This is a genomic window from Tateyamaria armeniaca (assembly GCF_045797845.1).
Lineage (GTDB): Bacteria > Pseudomonadota > Alphaproteobacteria > Rhodobacterales > Rhodobacteraceae > Tateyamaria > Tateyamaria armeniaca.
This window is the reverse complement of record NZ_JBHDIY010000002.1, coordinates 3,130,945-3,147,239: the sequence shown is the minus strand read 5'-3', so window position 1 is coordinate 3,147,239 and position 16,295 is coordinate 3,130,945. Positions and strand designations below refer to the sequence as shown.

General features: G+C 62.2%; 15 protein-coding genes and 2 pseudogenes. 4 read left to right on the top strand and 13 right to left on the bottom strand.

Annotated features, from left to right (window positions below):
- Nucleotides 1–2 precede the first annotated feature (2 nt).
- The 7 genes from rsmA to lptF are packed head-to-tail and all read right to left on the bottom strand — an operon-like array spanning nucleotide 3 to nucleotide 7,437.
- Nucleotides 3–845, bottom strand: a complete 843-nt coding sequence (gene rsmA, locus ACERZ8_RS16015) for a 16S rRNA (adenine(1518)-N(6)/adenine(1519)-N(6))-dimethyltransferase RsmA (RefSeq protein ID WP_407593150.1) — start codon at nucleotides 843–845, stop codon at nucleotides 3–5.
- Complete coding sequence (pdxA, locus tag ACERZ8_RS16010; protein WP_407593149.1) at nucleotides 842–1,807, bottom strand: 4-hydroxythreonine-4-phosphate dehydrogenase PdxA; 966 nt, start codon at nucleotides 1,805–1,807, stop codon at nucleotides 842–844. Before pdxA ends, rsmA begins: the two co-directional genes overlap by 4 nt.
- Nucleotides 1,804–2,034 carry a hypothetical protein gene (locus ACERZ8_RS16005; protein WP_407593147.1) on the bottom strand — a complete coding sequence of 77 codons (231 nt, stop codon included), beginning with the start codon at nucleotides 2,032–2,034 and terminating at the stop codon, nucleotides 1,804–1,806. Before ACERZ8_RS16005 ends, pdxA begins: the two co-directional genes overlap by 4 nt.
- The gene (locus ACERZ8_RS16000) at nucleotides 1,989–2,984 is read right to left on the bottom strand and encodes a peptidylprolyl isomerase (protein ID WP_407593146.1); all 996 of its coding nucleotides are present in this window, start codon (nucleotides 2,982–2,984) and stop codon (nucleotides 1,989–1,991) included. The genes ACERZ8_RS16005 and ACERZ8_RS16000 overlap by 46 nt, the downstream gene beginning before the upstream one ends.
- Nucleotides 2,985–3,043: 59 nt before the next feature.
- On the bottom strand, nucleotides 3,044–5,164 hold the full coding sequence (locus ACERZ8_RS15995) for an LPS-assembly protein LptD (protein ID WP_407593145.1): 2,121 nt from the start codon (nucleotides 5,162–5,164) through the stop codon (nucleotides 3,044–3,046).
- A gap of 54 nt (nucleotides 5,165–5,218) precedes the next feature.
- Nucleotides 5,219–6,316, bottom strand: a complete 1,098-nt coding sequence (lptG, locus tag ACERZ8_RS15990) for an LPS export ABC transporter permease LptG (RefSeq protein WP_407593144.1) — start codon at nucleotides 6,314–6,316, stop codon at nucleotides 5,219–5,221.
- Nucleotides 6,313–7,437, bottom strand: coding sequence for an LPS export ABC transporter permease LptF (gene lptF, locus ACERZ8_RS15985; RefSeq protein WP_407593143.1), 1,125 nt, complete (start codon nucleotides 7,435–7,437; stop codon nucleotides 6,313–6,315). Before lptF ends, lptG begins: the two co-directional genes overlap by 4 nt.
- Nucleotides 7,438–7,602: 165 nt before the next feature.
- Between lptF and ACERZ8_RS15980 the strand changes: the two are divergent.
- A pseudogene (locus ACERZ8_RS15980) lies at nucleotides 7,603–9,071 on the top strand (leucyl aminopeptidase).
- 3 nt (nucleotides 9,072–9,074) lie between these two features.
- A complete protein-coding gene (locus ACERZ8_RS15975) occupies nucleotides 9,075–9,530 on the top strand; it encodes a DNA polymerase III subunit chi (protein WP_407593142.1) in 456 nt (151 codons plus the stop codon).
- A gap of 28 nt (nucleotides 9,531–9,558) precedes the next feature.
- Here ACERZ8_RS15975 and ACERZ8_RS15970 read toward each other — a convergent pair whose 3' ends face one another.
- From ACERZ8_RS15970 to ACERZ8_RS15960, 3 genes and pseudogenes are all read right to left on the bottom strand, one after another.
- A complete protein-coding gene (locus ACERZ8_RS15970; protein WP_407593141.1) occupies nucleotides 9,559–10,140 on the bottom strand; it encodes a retropepsin-like aspartic protease family protein in 582 nt (193 codons plus the stop codon).
- A 30-nt stretch (nucleotides 10,141–10,170) separates the two neighbouring features.
- On the bottom strand, nucleotides 10,171–10,791 hold the full coding sequence (locus ACERZ8_RS15965; protein ID WP_407593140.1) for a MarC family protein: 621 nt from the start codon (nucleotides 10,789–10,791) through the stop codon (nucleotides 10,171–10,173).
- Between the two features lie 91 nt (nucleotides 10,792–10,882).
- Nucleotides 10,883–12,726, bottom strand: a pseudogene (locus ACERZ8_RS15960) (ABC-F family ATP-binding cassette domain-containing protein).
- Nucleotides 12,727–12,768: 42 nt separating this feature from the next.
- Between ACERZ8_RS15960 and ACERZ8_RS15955 the strand changes: the two are divergent.
- Nucleotides 12,769–13,935, top strand: a complete 1,167-nt coding sequence (locus ACERZ8_RS15955; protein WP_407593139.1) for a Bcr/CflA family efflux MFS transporter — start codon at nucleotides 12,769–12,771, stop codon at nucleotides 13,933–13,935.
- A 90-nt stretch (nucleotides 13,936–14,025) separates the two neighbouring features.
- On the top strand, nucleotides 14,026–14,448 hold the full coding sequence (gene ndk / locus ACERZ8_RS15950) for a nucleoside-diphosphate kinase (RefSeq protein ID WP_407593138.1): 423 nt from the start codon (nucleotides 14,026–14,028) through the stop codon (nucleotides 14,446–14,448).
- Between the two features lie 76 nt (nucleotides 14,449–14,524).
- On the opposite strand, the gene ACERZ8_RS15945 is transcribed toward ndk, so the two are convergent.
- From ACERZ8_RS15945 to ACERZ8_RS15935, 3 genes are all read right to left on the bottom strand, one after another.
- On the bottom strand, nucleotides 14,525–14,704 hold the full coding sequence (locus tag ACERZ8_RS15945) for a YqaE/Pmp3 family membrane protein (protein ID WP_407593137.1): 180 nt from the start codon (nucleotides 14,702–14,704) through the stop codon (nucleotides 14,525–14,527).
- Nucleotides 14,705–14,745: 41 nt separating this feature from the next.
- A complete protein-coding gene (locus ACERZ8_RS15940; RefSeq protein ID WP_407593136.1) occupies nucleotides 14,746–15,081 on the bottom strand; it encodes a TfoX/Sxy family protein in 336 nt (111 codons plus the stop codon).
- 221 nt (nucleotides 15,082–15,302) lie between these two features.
- Nucleotides 15,303–16,229: an aldose epimerase family protein gene (locus ACERZ8_RS15935; RefSeq protein ID WP_407593135.1), complete on the bottom strand. Its 927-nt coding sequence runs from the start codon at nucleotides 16,227–16,229 to the stop codon at nucleotides 15,303–15,305.
- Between the last annotated feature and the right edge of the window lie 66 nt (nucleotides 16,230–16,295).

Sequence of the window (16,295 nt, the reverse complement as noted above, 5' to 3'; positions counted from 1 at the left end):
GCCTAGGGCGCGGCCACGGCCCGCGCCAGGGCACAAAACCCTTCCAGCGATACCTGCTCGGCCCGTTCGGTCGGTTTGATACCTGCCGTTCTCAGCCGATCCTCGACATCAGGTCCCAGCCCTTTAAGGGCCGCGCGCAGCATTTTGCGGCGCTGGTTGAAGGCCATGGCCACAACGCGGCTCAACACCTCTGGTTCGGCCTCGAATTTCGGGGCGGGCAGAGCGGTCAGGTGCACTACTGCGCTTGAGACTTTGGGCGGGGGTGTAAACGCCTCGGGTGGCAGCGACATCGCGATGCGCGCCTCGCACCGCCATTGGGCCAGCACAGCGAGCCGCCCATAGGCTTTGGAGCCCGGTTGCGCCACGATACGCTCTGCCACTTCACGCTGAAACATCAGGGTCAGCGACTGCCAGTAGGGCGGCCATGTGGGCGGCGTCAGCCAGCGCACCAGCAATTCGGTGCCCACGTTGTAGGGCAGGTTGGCCGCAACCCGGATGGGCGGCGTCAGATGGACCAGCGGATCAATCTCAAGCGCATCGCCTTCAACGATCTGCAACTGCCCCGGATAGCGCGCGGAAATCTCGGCCAGCGCGGGCAAACAGCGCGCATCCTTTTCGATGGCCAGCACCCGGCGCGCACCTTCGGCCAGCAGCCCGCGCGTCAGCCCACCCGGGCCGGGGCCGATTTCCAGCACGTCCGTTCCGCTGAGATCACCCGCTTGCCGGGCAATCTTGGCCGTCAGGTTGAGGTCGAGCAAAAAGTTCTGGCCCAGCGATTTACGCGCACTCAGCCCGTGATCGGCAATCACCTGACGCAAAGGGGGCAGGTCGTCGATGGCGCTCATGAAGTGGCCATGCGGGCGGCCAAGCGCATGGCTTCGATCATGCTGGTTGGATTGGCGACGCCCTGTCCGGCGATGTCAAAGGCCGTGCCATGATCGGGCGAGGTGCGGATGATCGGCAGGCCCAGCGTGACATTCACACCGCGGTCGAAATCCAGCGTCTTGATCGGGATCAGGGCCTGATCGTGATACATGCAGATGGCCGCGTCATAGCGGCTGCGGGCGCTTGCGTGAAACAGCGTGTCGCCCGGCCAAGGTCCGGTGATGTCCAGCCCCTCGGCCGCCATGTCGGCCACCAACGGCGCGATCCAGTCAAGTTCCTGCCGCCCCATCGCACCGCCTTCGCCCGCGTGCGGGTTGAGGCCCGCCACGACAAGGCGCGGGGCGGGGATGCCAAACTGTGCCTTCAGGTCGTGGGCCGCAATCTCGATTGTGTGGCGCAATAGGTCTGGGGTCAGCGCGCCCGGCACATCCTCAAGCGCGATGTGGATCGTGGTCGGTATGACCCGCAGCGCATCGCTGGCCAGCATCATCACGGCACGCGGCGCATCTGTCAGCGCCTCAAGATATTCGGTGTGGCCGGGATAGGCGAATCCCGCCCCGTCAATCAGCACTTTCTTGTGGATGGGGGCCGTGCAGATGGCCGACACCGCACCCGAACGCGCAAGATCGACAGCGCGCGCGATCACGTCGATGACGCCGCTTGCATTTTGCAGATCAGGCACGCCGGGACGGACAGGTGCGGCAAAGTCATGACGCAGCACGGGTAGGGCATCACCGCACAACGACGCGGCCTGTTGGGGTGCGCTGATCTCTGACACGGGCGTGCCCTCGGGCAAATGGCGCGGATCGCCGATCCAGAGCATCGAAATGTCATCGCGCAGTGCGGCCCACGCCTTGGCAGCAATTTCGGGGCCAACCCCTGCCGGTTCGCCACAACTGATGGCGATCAGCGGCGCGCTCATTCGAAGACGGTGATTGTCGCCTCTGCTGCCAATTGCTCCAGCAGATTCTCGGAAAAGGCATTCAGGCGCTGGTTGCGCAACTGTGCAGAGATGGAATCGCGGTCGATTTCCTGATCCTCTTCCAGCACCGGCGTGCGCCCGCACAGCATCAGCAGAACAAGGGTCTGGCCGTTTGAGCGCGTCAATGCCGTCGAGGTTTCGCCGGGATCGAGCTTCGACAATTCCATGGCGATGTCGGTGGGGATTTCGGCGGGCGGCAGGCTACCGCGATCAAGGTTGGTTTCCGGCTCCCCTTGGGCGATTCCGTACAGGTCATCGCAGCGATCCACCTGTGCCGCAATCGCGCGGGCCCGGCCAAGGGCTTCGGGCGTGCGCCCCCGGCAATGTAGTAGGCAGCGTATTCGATGGCCGAATACTGACGCTCGGGCGCGTCTGTTTCGCGGATGTCGCGCAACTGGAACAGGGCGACGGCGTTGGGAATGGGCAAGGGCGATGTGACTTCGCCCGGACCAAGGGCCAGCAGCAGCGGGCGCAGCACGGGCGGCAATTCACTCAGTGGTGTCCAGGGCAAACGGCCACCGGCCCCGCGTGACGCGGTTGCGGAAAAGCGGCGCGCGAAGCTGGAAAACTCGGCTTCGGAGGTGGATTGGGCGATCTGTTCGGCCTGCGCCAGCACCTGTTCCGTGCGTCCGGGCGGGGCGGGGATGATAATTTCGGACACCAGCACTTCGATTCCGCTGTTGGCTGTGGCGCCTGCCACGGCGCGATCAATCTCGCGGTCGCTGATCTGCACCCGAGCGCCAAAGCGGGCGCGGATATAATCGCGCCAGATCAACTGGATCGCGATGAAATCCCGAAAGGTTTCCCGCGCGACACCGGCGCGTTCCAGGTTGGCCACAAACTCTTCGGCGGACAACTCAGCGCGGGCAGCGAATTCGGTCAGCCCGTCCTGCAATTGATCCGAGCTGAGGGTGATGCCGACCTGTTCAGTGGCCGAGGTGCGCAGACGGTCACGCACCAGTTCCTTGATGACTTCGTCGCGTGTGCCCCCGCGCGCACCAAGAATCTGCAAAAAGCGGATGCGCTGCTGCACCTCGAATTCGGTTATCAGGGAATCGTCGACCTGTGCCACGGGTGCAAACAGGTTTTGCGCCTGCGCCGGCACAAAGGCCGTCATCAAAGCCACTGCTGCCGCTGCGCATGTCCGCGCGATTGATCTTGCTCGTGTCTTACTGCTCATTTCGCCTGCTTTCCGCATGATCGTACCTCGATGCGCTCGCCCGTATTGGCCGAAAACCCGCGCAAGGACACTGTTAACCCCAGACTGGTGGAGGGCTCAATAGTTGTCGAGTCCGCAAAGCTGCGATTGACCGATACACCGACACGCACACATTCGTTTTCGTAAGTGAGCCCCGCGGCCGCGGTTGCTGCCCGTCCTTCTTCGATGTCGTAGCGCATATCCAGGCTGGCCGTCCAGAATCGGTCGATCCGGTAGGCCCCGTCAAAGGTGATTTCGCCAATAGGTGCGAATTGGTCGATGGCGGGGTCCTCGTCGATCCAGATGTAGCTGCCGCCCACATCCAGTCGGTTGTTGCTCCAGTCGCCGCGCAACTCGGCCTTGGTCACGTCAAAGCGCTCGTCAAAAAGGGTGCGCCCCGACACCGCCAGCCCACCGGCAAGGCGCATTTGCCCCGCCAGCAGGAAATCGGAATTGGTGCCGGACAGACCGGAGCTGACCGGCAAGTCGGGCTGCGCATCCTGCCGCAAAATCTGCGCGCCTGTGACGCTGAATGACCAGCCGTCCGGATCGATGCGGGACCACGTCGCGCCAATGGCCGCCGACCAGCCACGTTCACGCCGGTCAAGGGAAGGGAAACGGGACAGGCTGAGCAGGTTCCCCTCGTCAAACTCCACCCGCGTGCTTTCCTCGTTCGGCACACTCAGCCCGTCACCGCCGATCCAGGCCAGTTGCACGATGGGTTCAAGCACATGACGCGTCTTGCCCGCGCCGCGTTTGACCAGCGGGTAGCGCAGGACAAGGGCCGCTGTGGGCGACAGTTCGCTGTCATTGTCGGGCGATGTCGCATCATCGGTGATCTGATAGGCGCCACCGACAATCCCCAGACGAGTCTGCGCCTGCAATCCACCCAACTGGAAGGTCCGCAGCCATTCGGCCTCCACATTGAAACGCAGCACGTCCCGGCCATCCACGACGCCGTCCATATTGGCGTCAAAGTCGAGGTTTGAGGTCCGTTGATGCGCGTGTGCTTCACTCGACAGCCGGATTTCACCGCCGAAGGCGCGTGGGAAGAAACGCCGCTCGTAAAGTGCCTCGACCACGTCCGAGGGCAACACATCGTCGTCTTCATCGTCGCGCAGGGATTTGAAGTTGATGTAGGACAGGCGGATGAATTCGTCGCGGCGCGCCCGGCTGATCTGGATCTGGCTGTCGAGCCGGTCGCGGCCAAAGTAGTCATAATCGGCGAGATACGCGTCGTCCGATACGGCCTCGATATCGAATTGCAGCCGGAAATCGCGATTGAGATCAAAGCGCCCGGCTGCAAACAGGTATCCCCGGCTGTCATCGGGTTGCAGATCGTCATCCGAGACCGCGCCCTCGATGGCGATCCGCCCGCGCCGGAACGCTTCGCGATAGCGGAATTCGAGCGTGCGGGTGTTGTTGGACAGGTAGGGCGTCAGGGTCAGGTCCCGCCGCTCGTTCAACCGGATGAAATAGGGCACCTTGATGCCGGTCCCAAGGCGCAGATCCGAGCGTATTTCAGGGATCAGGAAGCCGGTTGCGCGCTTTTGCGTCGGGTCGGGCAGTCGCAGACGGGGCAGGTACAGGATCGGCACATTGCGGATGCGCAGCTGCGCCTCGTCAAAGTAAAGCTGTTGGGCTGCCTGATCGTGCACCACGCGTTTGGCGCGGATCTGCCAGAGTGGCGGGCGCGGATCGTCAGCACAGATCGTGCACGACGTCACAACAGTCTTGTAAAGCTGCGTGTAGCGCCCGTTCACGCGGTTCAACTGCACCGCCGCCAGTTGCAACTGTTCGTTCAGCACCAGACGCGCGCCCAGTAGCAAACCGTTTTGCATGTCGCGGCTCAGCTCGGCCTGATCGGCCAGAATTCTGACACCGTCGCCGTCATCGAGTGTGATCGGGCCCGTCAATGTCAGGCTGCCTGTGTCCGGATCATAGGTAATCGCTTGTGCCGTCAGCCGTGTCTGGCCCTGAAACGCCTCGACATTGCCTGTCGCGATCAGGCGACGGTCCTGCGTGATCTGGATGTCATCGGCCACCAGCACCGCAGGGGCATTGGGGGAATGTCCCGGGCCTGCGCCGCCGTGCAGCACAGGGAAAGGATCAGGGCAAACAGGCTGATCCAGCGCCCTAAGAGATGGTGCACGCTACCCATCTTCAGTCCGTAGCAGCAGGCCAAGGCCCAAGAGCACCGCCGCCAATGGCGCAGCCCACGCGGATAAGAGTACGGGTATCTGCCCGTTTTCACCGAGGATTTGCGCGAAACTGCGAATGAAATACAAACTGAACCCCAACAACACCGCTGCCAGCACTGCCGTGCCAGTTCCCCCAAATCGGGTATGGCGCATCGTGAACGCTGCGGCAACAAGAACCATGGCCACCAGAAACAGGGGGCGCGCCAGTTGTGACTGCAACCACACTTCGTGTTTGCGGGCCGAAAATCCGGCCTGTTCCAGTTGGGCGATGAACTCGTTCATATCCCAGATCGACACACCCGTGGGGGTGCCAAGAGTCTCGCGTATGCGATCCAGCGTAAGGGTGGATTCGACGCGCAGCATGTCGTGCACGACTGCATTGGCTTCGGGGTTGATACCCGTGGCCAGTGTCCAGACCTTGGCCTGCCGCAGTGACCATGCGCCGTCCTGAAGTGCGGCGCTGCCCGCCTCGATCCGCCGCGCCGGGCCACCATCGCGCGCATAGGCGACAAAGGTCACATCATACAGCACCGAGGCATCCGCGTTCGAGCGGGCCGCGCGGATCACTGTCTGCCCGGATGACCCACCCTGACGCAGCCACAACCCGTCTTCGGAAACCGACAGCGCCGATATCCCCCCCGACCTGTATCCGTCAGCCAAAGTGGCATAGCGTTTCGATGTCGCCGCCACGATGGGTCCAAGGGTTGTTGTGGCAAACACACCGACAATCACGGCGACAAAGATCGGTGCCGCAAGGGCACGCATTGCCGAGCGGCCCGCGGCCCGCGTGACCACCAGTTCAGACGACCGGGCCAGTGCCAGAAACAGGCTGACCGTGCCAAGGATCATGATCAGCGGCAGGATCTGGTTCAGCGTCTCGGGCACATTCAGCAGGGACAGACCGACCAGTTTCGCCAGTCCGACTTCGAATTCGGAGAATTTCCGGGTCTGATCGATGAGGTCCACCAGCAAGACCAGCGCTGTCAACACGGCAGTGATCACCAGCAAGGAAAGTGCGAAGCGGCGCGCGAAGTAGAGGTGTAGGATCATGTCGCCCCTCGCAATCTGCGCCGGAACACCCGACCGCCCGAAGCGCGCCATAACAGCCCACACACGATCACGCCGCCCAGGACCGCTGGGGTATACATAATCGGCCACAGACCGGCATTTGCCAGCACCGGCCCCGACAGGCTGCCGCGCATGCCATCCAGTGCTATGAGCACCAGAAAGGCGATCACGATCTCGCGTCGCACGCCAAAGCGGGAATACCCGCCCACCAGCAAGGTGGCAAAACCGATCAGGGCGGTGACAAGGCAAAAGGCAGCGCGTGCAAAGCGGCCATGCAACTCTTCGGCCACGGCCCCTTCGCTGGTGTTCAGGCGTTCTGCGATTCCGGCCCAGTCGGTTAGCAACTGATCGCTGGTCATATGCACGATCCGGGTCGAAATTTGCGGGTCTGTCCTGATCAGCGTGGTGATATCAAAGGAAAAGTCGCGAAACTTGGCGGTTGAAAGGCTCAGGCTGTCATTTGTGAGACGTTGGGCCAATCCGTCGACCATGATCAGCGACGTGCCCTCACCGTTGCGCACAAGATAGGCCTCGGCGGCCGTGTAGATCATCCGCTCTTCCGTGCCGCGCCGGTCCGACAGGAACACATCGTGCAGCACGCCGTCCTGGCCGACGGTGCGGCTGTAAAAGGTGACCCCCGGTGCGGGGCTCAGGAATTCGCCTTCGGTCAGCAAACGGGACGTGATGTTCTGGGAAATCTCGACTTCGCGTTCATCCAGTTGCTCGGTGGCGATGGGGACCAGCAGATGCAACAGCAGCGACATCATGAGCGCCGAGATCAGGCCAAAGACGGCCACGGGCCGCGCCATGCGCCACGGCGATGACCCCGTCGACATCATCACTGTCAGCTCACTTTCATTGTTGAGCCGATTGGTGACATAGATCGCAGCCGCAAAGGTCGCAATTGGCAGCACGGTGGCAATCAAGCGGGGCAGGCCAAGCGCGGAAAACTCAAGGAACACCAGCGCCGTCTGGCCATCCCCGATCAGCCGGTCAAACAGCCGAACGGCCCGGTTGATCCAGAACACGGCCACCAGAACCAGGGCGAAGAAGCCAAACAGCCACATCAGTTGCGACAGCATATATCGGTCAAATCTGACCAAGGAGCCCTCCGGAATGGTGCCTGTTCTTGTTGTGCGCATATGCGCTTTGCCCGCAAGCTACCGTATGGCGCTGGCCGGGAAAACTCTTAATCGCATGTTTGTGTGCTGGTCAGGCCGCCCCTTGCGCGTTACCTCTGTGCACAAATCGAACCTTCGGAGCACGCCATGACTGCCCTCACGCCTCTTTCCTTTGTCGAAACTGACCTTGATGCCATTGCGGATCAGACCGGGCGCGTTGCCGTTATCGTGGCACCGGATGGCAAGATGGGGCAGGCCGCGCGGCGCGCCAATCGGCTGACCAAGGGTGCGATTGCGCGCTTTGTCGCCTCCGAAGGGTACGAAAAGGTCAAGATGGGGCAGGTCACAACATTCGCATGGCCCGTTGGCATGAAGGCAGAGGCGCTGGACATCCTGTGTCTGCCGCGCAATCCGTCCGTGGCCGAGGCGCGCAAGGCAGGCGCGACGCTGGCAAAGTTGCGTAAGGGCAAGGCGATGCTGCTGGCCGCAGACGGTGTGCGCCGCGTGGCCGAGATCGGATTTGGTCTGGTGATGCGGGATTATGAGTTTTCCGCTCACAAAAGCGACGCGGAAGTGCACGACACCAGCGTCACGGTGATGTGTGCCAACCCCGATGATGCCAGTGCCGATGCTACCCCGCTCATGGCGATTGCCGAAGGTGCATTCATGACCCGCGATCTGACCAATGAACCGGCCAACGTGCTGACCACCACCGAATTTGCCGACCGTCTGGTCGAGATGAAATCGCTGGGCCTTGAGGTCGAAGTGCTGGAAGAGGCCGAGTTGGAAAAGCTGGGCATGCGCACGCTGCTGTGCGTCGGGCAGGGATCTGACAGCCCCAGCAAGGTCGTCGTGATGCACTGGAAAGGCGGCAAAAAGGATGCCGCCCGCTCGCGCTGGTTGGCAAGGGTGTGGTGTTTGACACCGGCGGGATCAGCCTCAAACCCGGCGCGGGCATGGAGGACATGACGATGGACATGGGAGGTGCCGGGGTCGTGGCGGGCACCATGCGCGCGTTGGCGCTGCGCAAGGCCAAGGCCAATGTCGTCGGCCTTGTCGGGTTGGTGGAAAATATGCCATCGGGCAACGCGGTGCGCCCCGGCGACGTCATCACCTCGATGAAGGGGGACACGGTCGAGGTGATCAACACTGACGCCGAAGGCCGCCTCGTCCTGTGCGATGTGATGTGGTACGCGCAAGAGCGGTTCAAACCTGCAGGCATGATTGATCTGGCGACCCTGACGGGCGCGATCATCATCGGGCTGGGGCACGAGAATGCGGGTGTCTTTTCCAATGACGATGCGTTCTGCAAGTCTTTCCTCAAGGCGGCCGAGGCCGAAGGCGAAGGTGCGTGGCGGATGCCTTTGGGCCAAGCCTATGACGACCTGCTGAAAAGCCGGATTGCGGATATGAAGAACATCGGTGGGCGGGCTGCGGGGTCTGTCACAGCGGCGCAGTTCCTCAAGCGGTTCGTCAAGGAAGATATGCCCTGGATTCACTTGGACATCGCCGGGGTTGCGTCGGTCAAATCCGCGACATCCCTCGCCCCCGCAGGCGCAACGGGCTGGGGTGTGATGGCGCTTAATCGTTTGGTTGCAGATAGTTACGAGGGCTAGTGAATGGGCGTTGCCTATTTCTACCACCTCACCCGACGTCCACTGGAAGAGACGCTGGCGATGCTGCTCGGCAAGGCATTGGGTGCTGGATGGCGCGTGGCGGTACGTGGCACAGATGGCGCACGCCTCGCATGGCTGGACGAACGGCTGTGGCTAGGGGCCGAAGACGGGTTTTTGCCCCATGGTCTGGCTGGCGGGGATCAGGATGCGGACCAGCCCGTCTTGCTGACGACGGGTGCGGCGGACAACGGTGCAGTTTGCGTGATGAGCGTGGATGGGGCCGTGGTGAGCGCCGAGGAAGTGGCTGAGCTGAAACGGGTCTGCGTGCTGTTTGACGGCAATGACGCCGACGCGCTTACCGTGGCGCGCGGCCAGTGGAAGGCACTGAAGGAGGCGGGGGCCTCTGCGCAATACTGGTCGGAAGAAAGCGGTAAGTGGGAGATGAAGGCGCAGACTTGAGCCATGGTGGGCAGATTGCCCACCACACCTAGCGGCTGAGGCGCATTTCGTTGCCGACAATCTCGATCCGGCCCCAGTTCTGCAGATATCCCATGCCGAGCAGGGATTGCCACAACTCTCCGTCATTCACGACAGCAGGCACATTCGTGTCCGTATGCGGCCCGATTTCCACGGTGTCCAGCCGGACGGAAGCTGTGCGCACTTCGCCATTTGCCGTTGCGGCGCGGCCCAGAAAGACAAGGTTTTCCGGGTCAAGCCCGGCAAGTGCCGCATCCGCCTGGTTGAGCACTATATCAGTGGCACCGGTATCGACGATAAAGTCGATGGGCGCGCCGTTGATGTCGAGGGTCAGGTAATAATGGCCATCGCGGCTGCGCGGGATGGTGATAGTACCGGTGTCATCAAAACGGGCCTGCGTGGGATAAAGGTCATCCTGAATGTCACCCCACAACCCTACTACCGCAATTGCCCCGACAAAGATCAGCGCCCAGATGGCGGCCATTTGCAGGGTCTGGCTGAGCTTGAGTTTGGACGTCAGAAGGAAGGCCCCACCCAACACGAGGGCGAGGGCACCGAGATACACCAGTTGTGCAATGTTGTCGCTGCTCATGGGTTCAATATAGGGTCCGCGCGCGCCATGTCAGCCAGTAAGTGGGGCGAAATTGCTGAGACCTTCAAGCACGAACTGGACTGAAAGCGCGGCCAGCAGCATCCCCAGCAGGCGGGTCACCACCGTGATCCCCGTCTTGCCAAGGGCGCGTTCCAGCAGGTTGGAGGCCAGAAACAGGATCATGCAAAGGCCCAGCACCAGTGCGGTGATGGCCAGCACGAGGGCAAGCCCCTCGACCCCCGGTTTCTGACCGGTCAGCAGGATCACGGATGCGATCGCACCGGGCCCTGCGATCAGCGGAATGGCGAGGGGGAAGACGGACGGGTCGTTGTGATCTTCCTCGGTTTGGTCTTCACGGCGCTTGGTGCGCCGCTCGAACAGCATGTCGAGCGCGGTCAGGAACAACAGGATGCCGCCCGCGACCCGGAACGCGGGCATGGAAATGCCAATGAAGCCCAGCACCGCCTCGCCAAAAAGCGCGAACGCGATCAGGATCGCCATGCCGATGGCGCAGGCGCGAAAAGCGATGCGGCGGCGCTGGAATTCGGGCACCCCTTGGGTCAGGGCCACAAACAGGGGCGCCAGACCAATGGGATCGATCACCACGAACATGGTCACAAACGCAGTGATAAGGAATGCCGTGTCGATCATTGCTGTTTTCCAAAGGAGCGCCTGACGGCGCATGACATGTGTTATTGGAGCTCTGCCCAAAAGCCAGTGGTATTTCCGGTGAAGAAAAGGGTCAGGCGGACTGCGCCGTTTCGAGTTTTTCGAGGTCTTTCATCCACAGCGTTTCGGCGCGTTCCAGCGCCTCCATCACCTCGGCGTATTTCTTTTGCCAGACTTCCATTTCACCGACCTTGGCATCTTCGTATAGCTGCGGGTCGGCCAGTTTCTTGGCCAGCTTGTCGCGCATTTCGTTCAGCTTTTCCACCCGCGCTTCGGATTTGCGGGCTTCGGATTTCAGGGTGAGGATGGCGTCGCGGCCCGGGCGCTTGGGTTTGGGTTTGTCTGGCGCGGGTTTGGCGGGTTTGCCGTCAGCCAGCAGCATCTTACGATAGGCCTCAAGATCATCCTCGTACGGTTTCACGGTGCCGTTGGAGACCAGCCAGAGCCGGTCGGCCACCAGTTCGAGCAGGTGCATGTCGTGGCTGACGAGGATCACAGCGCCGGTATAGGCGGTGAGGGCCTCAACGAGTGCTTCGCGGGATTCGATGTCGAGGTGGTTTGTCGGCTCATCCAGGATCAGCATGTGCGGGGCATCGAGCGTGGCAAGCAGCAGCGACAGGCGCGCCTTTTGCCCCCTGACAGCTTGCCCACGACAGTTTCAGCCTGATCCGCCATGAGGCCGAAACCAGAGAGCCGTGCGCGCCAGCGTGCCGGCCCTTCCTTGGGGCGCTCGCGGCGCAAGTGGTCCAGCGGGGTCTCGTCGATGAACAACTCGTCCACCTGATGTTGGGCGAAGTAGCCGATGCGCAACTTGCTCGATTTGGTGAATTTGCCGGACAAGGCGGGCAGACGGTCGGACAGGAATTTGGACAGGGTGGATTTGCCCATACCGTTCTTGCCCAAAAGCGCGATGCGGTCGTCCTGATCGATGCGCAGGTTCAGTTTGGAGAGTACGGTTGTCTCGCCATAACCCGTGCTGGCCCCGTCCAGATGGATGATGGGGGGCGACAATTCTTCGGGATTGGGGAAGTCGAAGCGTTTGAGGCCGGCCTCTTGCGGGGTGGTGATCGGCGTCATCTTGGACAGCGCCTTGAGCCGCGATTGGGCCTGGCGCGCCTTGTCGGCCTTGTAGCGGAAGCGATCCACGTAAGATTGCAGATGCGCGCGGCGGGCGTCCTGTTTCTTGGCCATCGCAGCGGCATTGGCCAGCCGTTCAGCGCGTTGGCGCGCAAACTGATCGTAGGGGCCGGAATAGTAGGTCAGTTTGCGGTCTTCGAGATGCAGGATCGCGCCCACGGCCCGGTTCAAGAGACCCCGGTCGTGGCTGATGATCACCACGGTGTGGGGGTATTTGGCGAGGTAGCTTTCCAGCCACAACGCCCCTTCGAGGTCGAGATAGTTGGTAGGTTCGTCCAGCAGCAGAAGGTCAGGCTGCGCAAACAGCACGGCCGCAAGTGCCACACGCATCCGCCAACCGCCCGAGAAATCGGAACAGGGCATGAGTTGTTCTGCGTCATCAAAGCCGAGGCCCTTGAGGATCGTGGCCGCGCGCGCCTCCGCACTCCACGCGTCGATGTCGGTCAGGCGCGTCTGGATTTCGGCAATGCGCGTGGGGTCTTCGCTGGTGTCGGCCAGCAATTCGGCGCGTTCCGTGTCCGCGGCCAGAACGGTGTCGAGCAGGGAGGTGGCGGAGGCGGGCACCTCTTGGGCCACACCACCGATGCGCGCGCCGGACGGGAGTGAGATATCGCCGCCCTCAAGCGCCAGTTCGCCCCGGATCAGGCGGAACAGCGTGGTTTTGCCCGTGCCATTGCGCCCGACAAGGCCGACCTTGTGGCCCTCGGGGATGACAGCACTTGCCGCCTCGAACAACGGGCGGCCAGCGACGGCGTAGGAGATATCGGAAATGCGCAACATGCCCGCGCTCTAGCAGAGGGGTGCGGTGCGTGCTAGCCCCGCATGATGACCAAATCGCCCCCTCATCTGTTCACGCTTGTTTTGATGACGGCGATGTCTGTTCTGACGATGAACATGTTTCTTCCAGCGCTGCCGTCCATGCGCGCGGACTTTGGCGTGTCCGAGGTGGTGATGGGACGCGCTATCTCGCTTTATATGCTGGCCGCGGCCTTCCTGCTGCTGGTGCTGGGGGCGCTTTCGGACCGGATCGGGCGGCGCCCCGTGGTCCTTGGGGTGCTGGCCTTTTACGTCGGTGCCTCCTTGGTGTGCCTGCTGGCGCAGAACGCCACGCTGTTCCTGATCGGGCGCACCTGTCAGGCCGTTGCCGTGGGGGGCAGCATTCTGAGCTCTGCCATTGTGCGCGACCTTTATGAGCGGCGCGAGGCGGCGGCCAAGCTGTCCTTTATCGCCTCGGCCATGGCGGTGGCCCCGATGCTTGCCCCCATGATCGGAGGCCTGCTGGACAGCGCCTTTGGCTGGCGGTCTGTCTTTGTGACCTACAGTGTCCTTGGGGCGGGGTTGCTGCTGTGGTGTCTGCGCGATGTGGGCGAGACGCACGCCACGCAACCCGCGCAGCGCCTGCCCATTGCAGGCCTGCTGCGTGCGCGGCTCTTTTGGGCCTATGTCTGCATCCACGCGTTTGGCGTGGGTGCGTTTTTTGTGTTTCTGACCGGCGCGCCTTTCGTCGCGGCAGACGTGTTCGGCCTTGGCCCGGCACAGATCGGCATCGCGCTTGGCTCGACCACCGGTGGCTTTGTGGTCGGGGCCGGGCTGTCGGCGCGGTTGGTGCGGCGTGTGGGGGCGCAAATGTTGATCGTGGTGGGGCGTGTCTTGCCCATGATTGGGTTGGGGACTGCGTTGGTCTACTTCCTGTCGGGGGGCGGAAATGTGCTGCCGCTGTTTCTTGGCACGGTCACGGTCGGCATCGGGAACGGTCTGTCCACGGCCAATGCCAGCGCCGGAGCCCTGTCGGTGCGCCCGGATCTGGCGGGCAGCGCGGCTGGGATCAACGGGGCTGTGGCGCTTGGGCTTGGCGCAGCCCTCAGTTGGGCGGCTACAGCCGTTCTGAGCACATCAACCACCCCGCAGGCGCTGCTTTTGCTGATGCTGGTCGTCTCGGGTGTGGCCTTGTTGGCTGCACTGGTCGCACGCGCATGGGAGCATGACTGACAGGGCTTTCCAACGTCAAAACCCCATGATAGTGGGCCGATGAATTTCGCGCGCGGGACGGTCCCGGGCGCAGCTGACCGGAGTAAACCCATGGCCCTTGAGCGCACCTTTTCCATCATCAAACCCGATGCAACCCGCCGCAACCTGACCGGTGCGATCAACGCCAAGTTCGAAGAGGCTGGCCTGCGCATCGTTGCGCAAAAACGAATTCACCTGACCAAGGCACAAGCTGGTGAGTTCTATGCCGTCCACGCCGAACGCCCGTTCTATGACGAGTTGTGCGAGTTCATGGCATCCGCCCCGATCGTGTGCCAGGTTCTTGAAGGCGAAGGTGCCATTGCCAAAAACCGCGAAGTGATGGGCGCCACCAACCCCGCAGATGCAGCCCCCGGCACGATCCGCGCCGAATTTGCCGAAAGCGTTGGCGAAAACTCGGTCCACGGATCGGACGCACCTGAAACGGCGGCTGTCGAAATCGCATATTTCTTCTCGGGTCTGGAGCTGGTGGGTTAAGCCACCCACTTGATCTGACGGAAAAGAGACAGCGCATCCTGATCGGTGCGCCGTTTTTTTGTCTGGGTTTCCGTACCTAGCGTGCGGCCCGGCGGTGTGCGTGGACCGAAACGATCCAGATTGCGTGGACTGTGCCGGGAAGGAAAAACAGCAGGGTCAGAAGGACGTTCAGCCAGAACTGCTTGCCAAAACCCAGCAATATGGCGACGGCCACCGGGGGCAGGATCAGTGCTATAATGATCAAAAGCAGTTTCACGATATCCCTCCGGTCCAAAGCGGCGTGAGTCCGAGATAGTGTTACCCGCTGGTGCGTGCAATGACTCCGATCTCGTTCAGTGTGCGTTCGAATTCCGAACGTCCGGTGTCAAAACTTTCGGCCTTGATCGCATCGAAACGAACGCGGAGGGCCTTTTTCTCTTCCCCCTTGCAATCGTTCCAGGGGCGGCCCTGCAGGCCCATGACCAACACGTAATAGCCGATGAAGTGCGGGTTCGTGCCCGATTGCAAAAGGCGGGCATAGGCCGCATCGGGCCCAAGGGCGCGCAGGGTTTCTGCGTCGGGGATTCCGGCCTTGGCGCAGGCCGCATCCATCGCGGGACCTAAATTGCGGATCGTGGAAACGGGTGTACCCATGGCGCGATATTAGTGCGGCAGGGCCCGTCTGTCACCCGTCAGAGGCTCGCGTAATCCGTGATGATCGGCTGTGGTTTCGGCTTTTTCGTTGGCTGCGGGGCAGGTGGTGGTGTGCGGGGCGGGGCTGGCATATCCTTGGCCTTTTGATGATCACCGCCAAAAGCGACGGCCCGATCATTCAAGCAGACAGTCTTGCCGAGGGCAGGGCAGCGATTGGGTCATTATGTGGCGCGCCGGATACGATAGCGGGTGATCTGCCTGTATGGTGTGTCGGGTGCGCACAGGATACTTGGAAAGGCGTCGTGGTTCACCGCATCGGGCCAGCCTTGCGGTTCCATTGCGACACCCGCCAGCGGTGTTATGTCCGTCCCGGCAAGTGTCGGCAGGTAGGCCCCGGCATAGACCTGCAAGCCCGGTTCGGTGCTTTCGATATCCACCGCCAGACCATCCGCACCCGTCAGGGTCGCCACGTGCCGTGGATTTTCACGGCGATTCCGCCTCACGCAGAAATTGTGATCGATATCCGGATCAAGCGGTTTCGGGCTGGTGTGATCGAATACCGTGCCTGCGACCGCCGCGATCTCTCCGGTTGGGACATTGCGCGCATCGACGGGCAGGTAGTGCGTGGCGTCGACTTGCAGCAGATGGGCAGATGCATCGCCCAAACGCCAATAGGGGTGGTGAGCGATGTTGATCGGGGTCGGCGCGTCAGTGTCGGCAGCAATCGTCAGGGACAGCGTTGCTCCGTCAAGCACATAGCGCACGTCAATGGTCCGGTTCCCGGGCAGCCCGCCATCCCCGTCCGCAAGCGTCAATTGCAGGTGCAAGGCATTCTGCGTTTGGCCTTTCACCTCCCACACCCGCTGGTCGAGGCCATTTGGGCCACTGTGCAAGGCCGTGATACTGTTTTCATTGCACGGCATCTGATAGATGTGCCCGCCCAGACGAACGCGGCCACCGGTCACGCGATTGGCAACTGGCCCGACAATCGCCCCAGGATAAACGCTGCGCCATGTGGGGTGGTCCGCCGCATCCGCATGCAGGACCAGCGACGGCCCATCGACGAGGCGCAGCATCTCAAGCCGTGCCCCATGTGCAGAAAAACGCGCGGTCAGAGCGTCAGAGGACAATGTGATTTCGTCAGTCATGACGCGAACATGTCAGGGCCTCGGGCCGGGCGCCAGCCTTTGTCCTTGACGGGTGGGGGGCGGAGC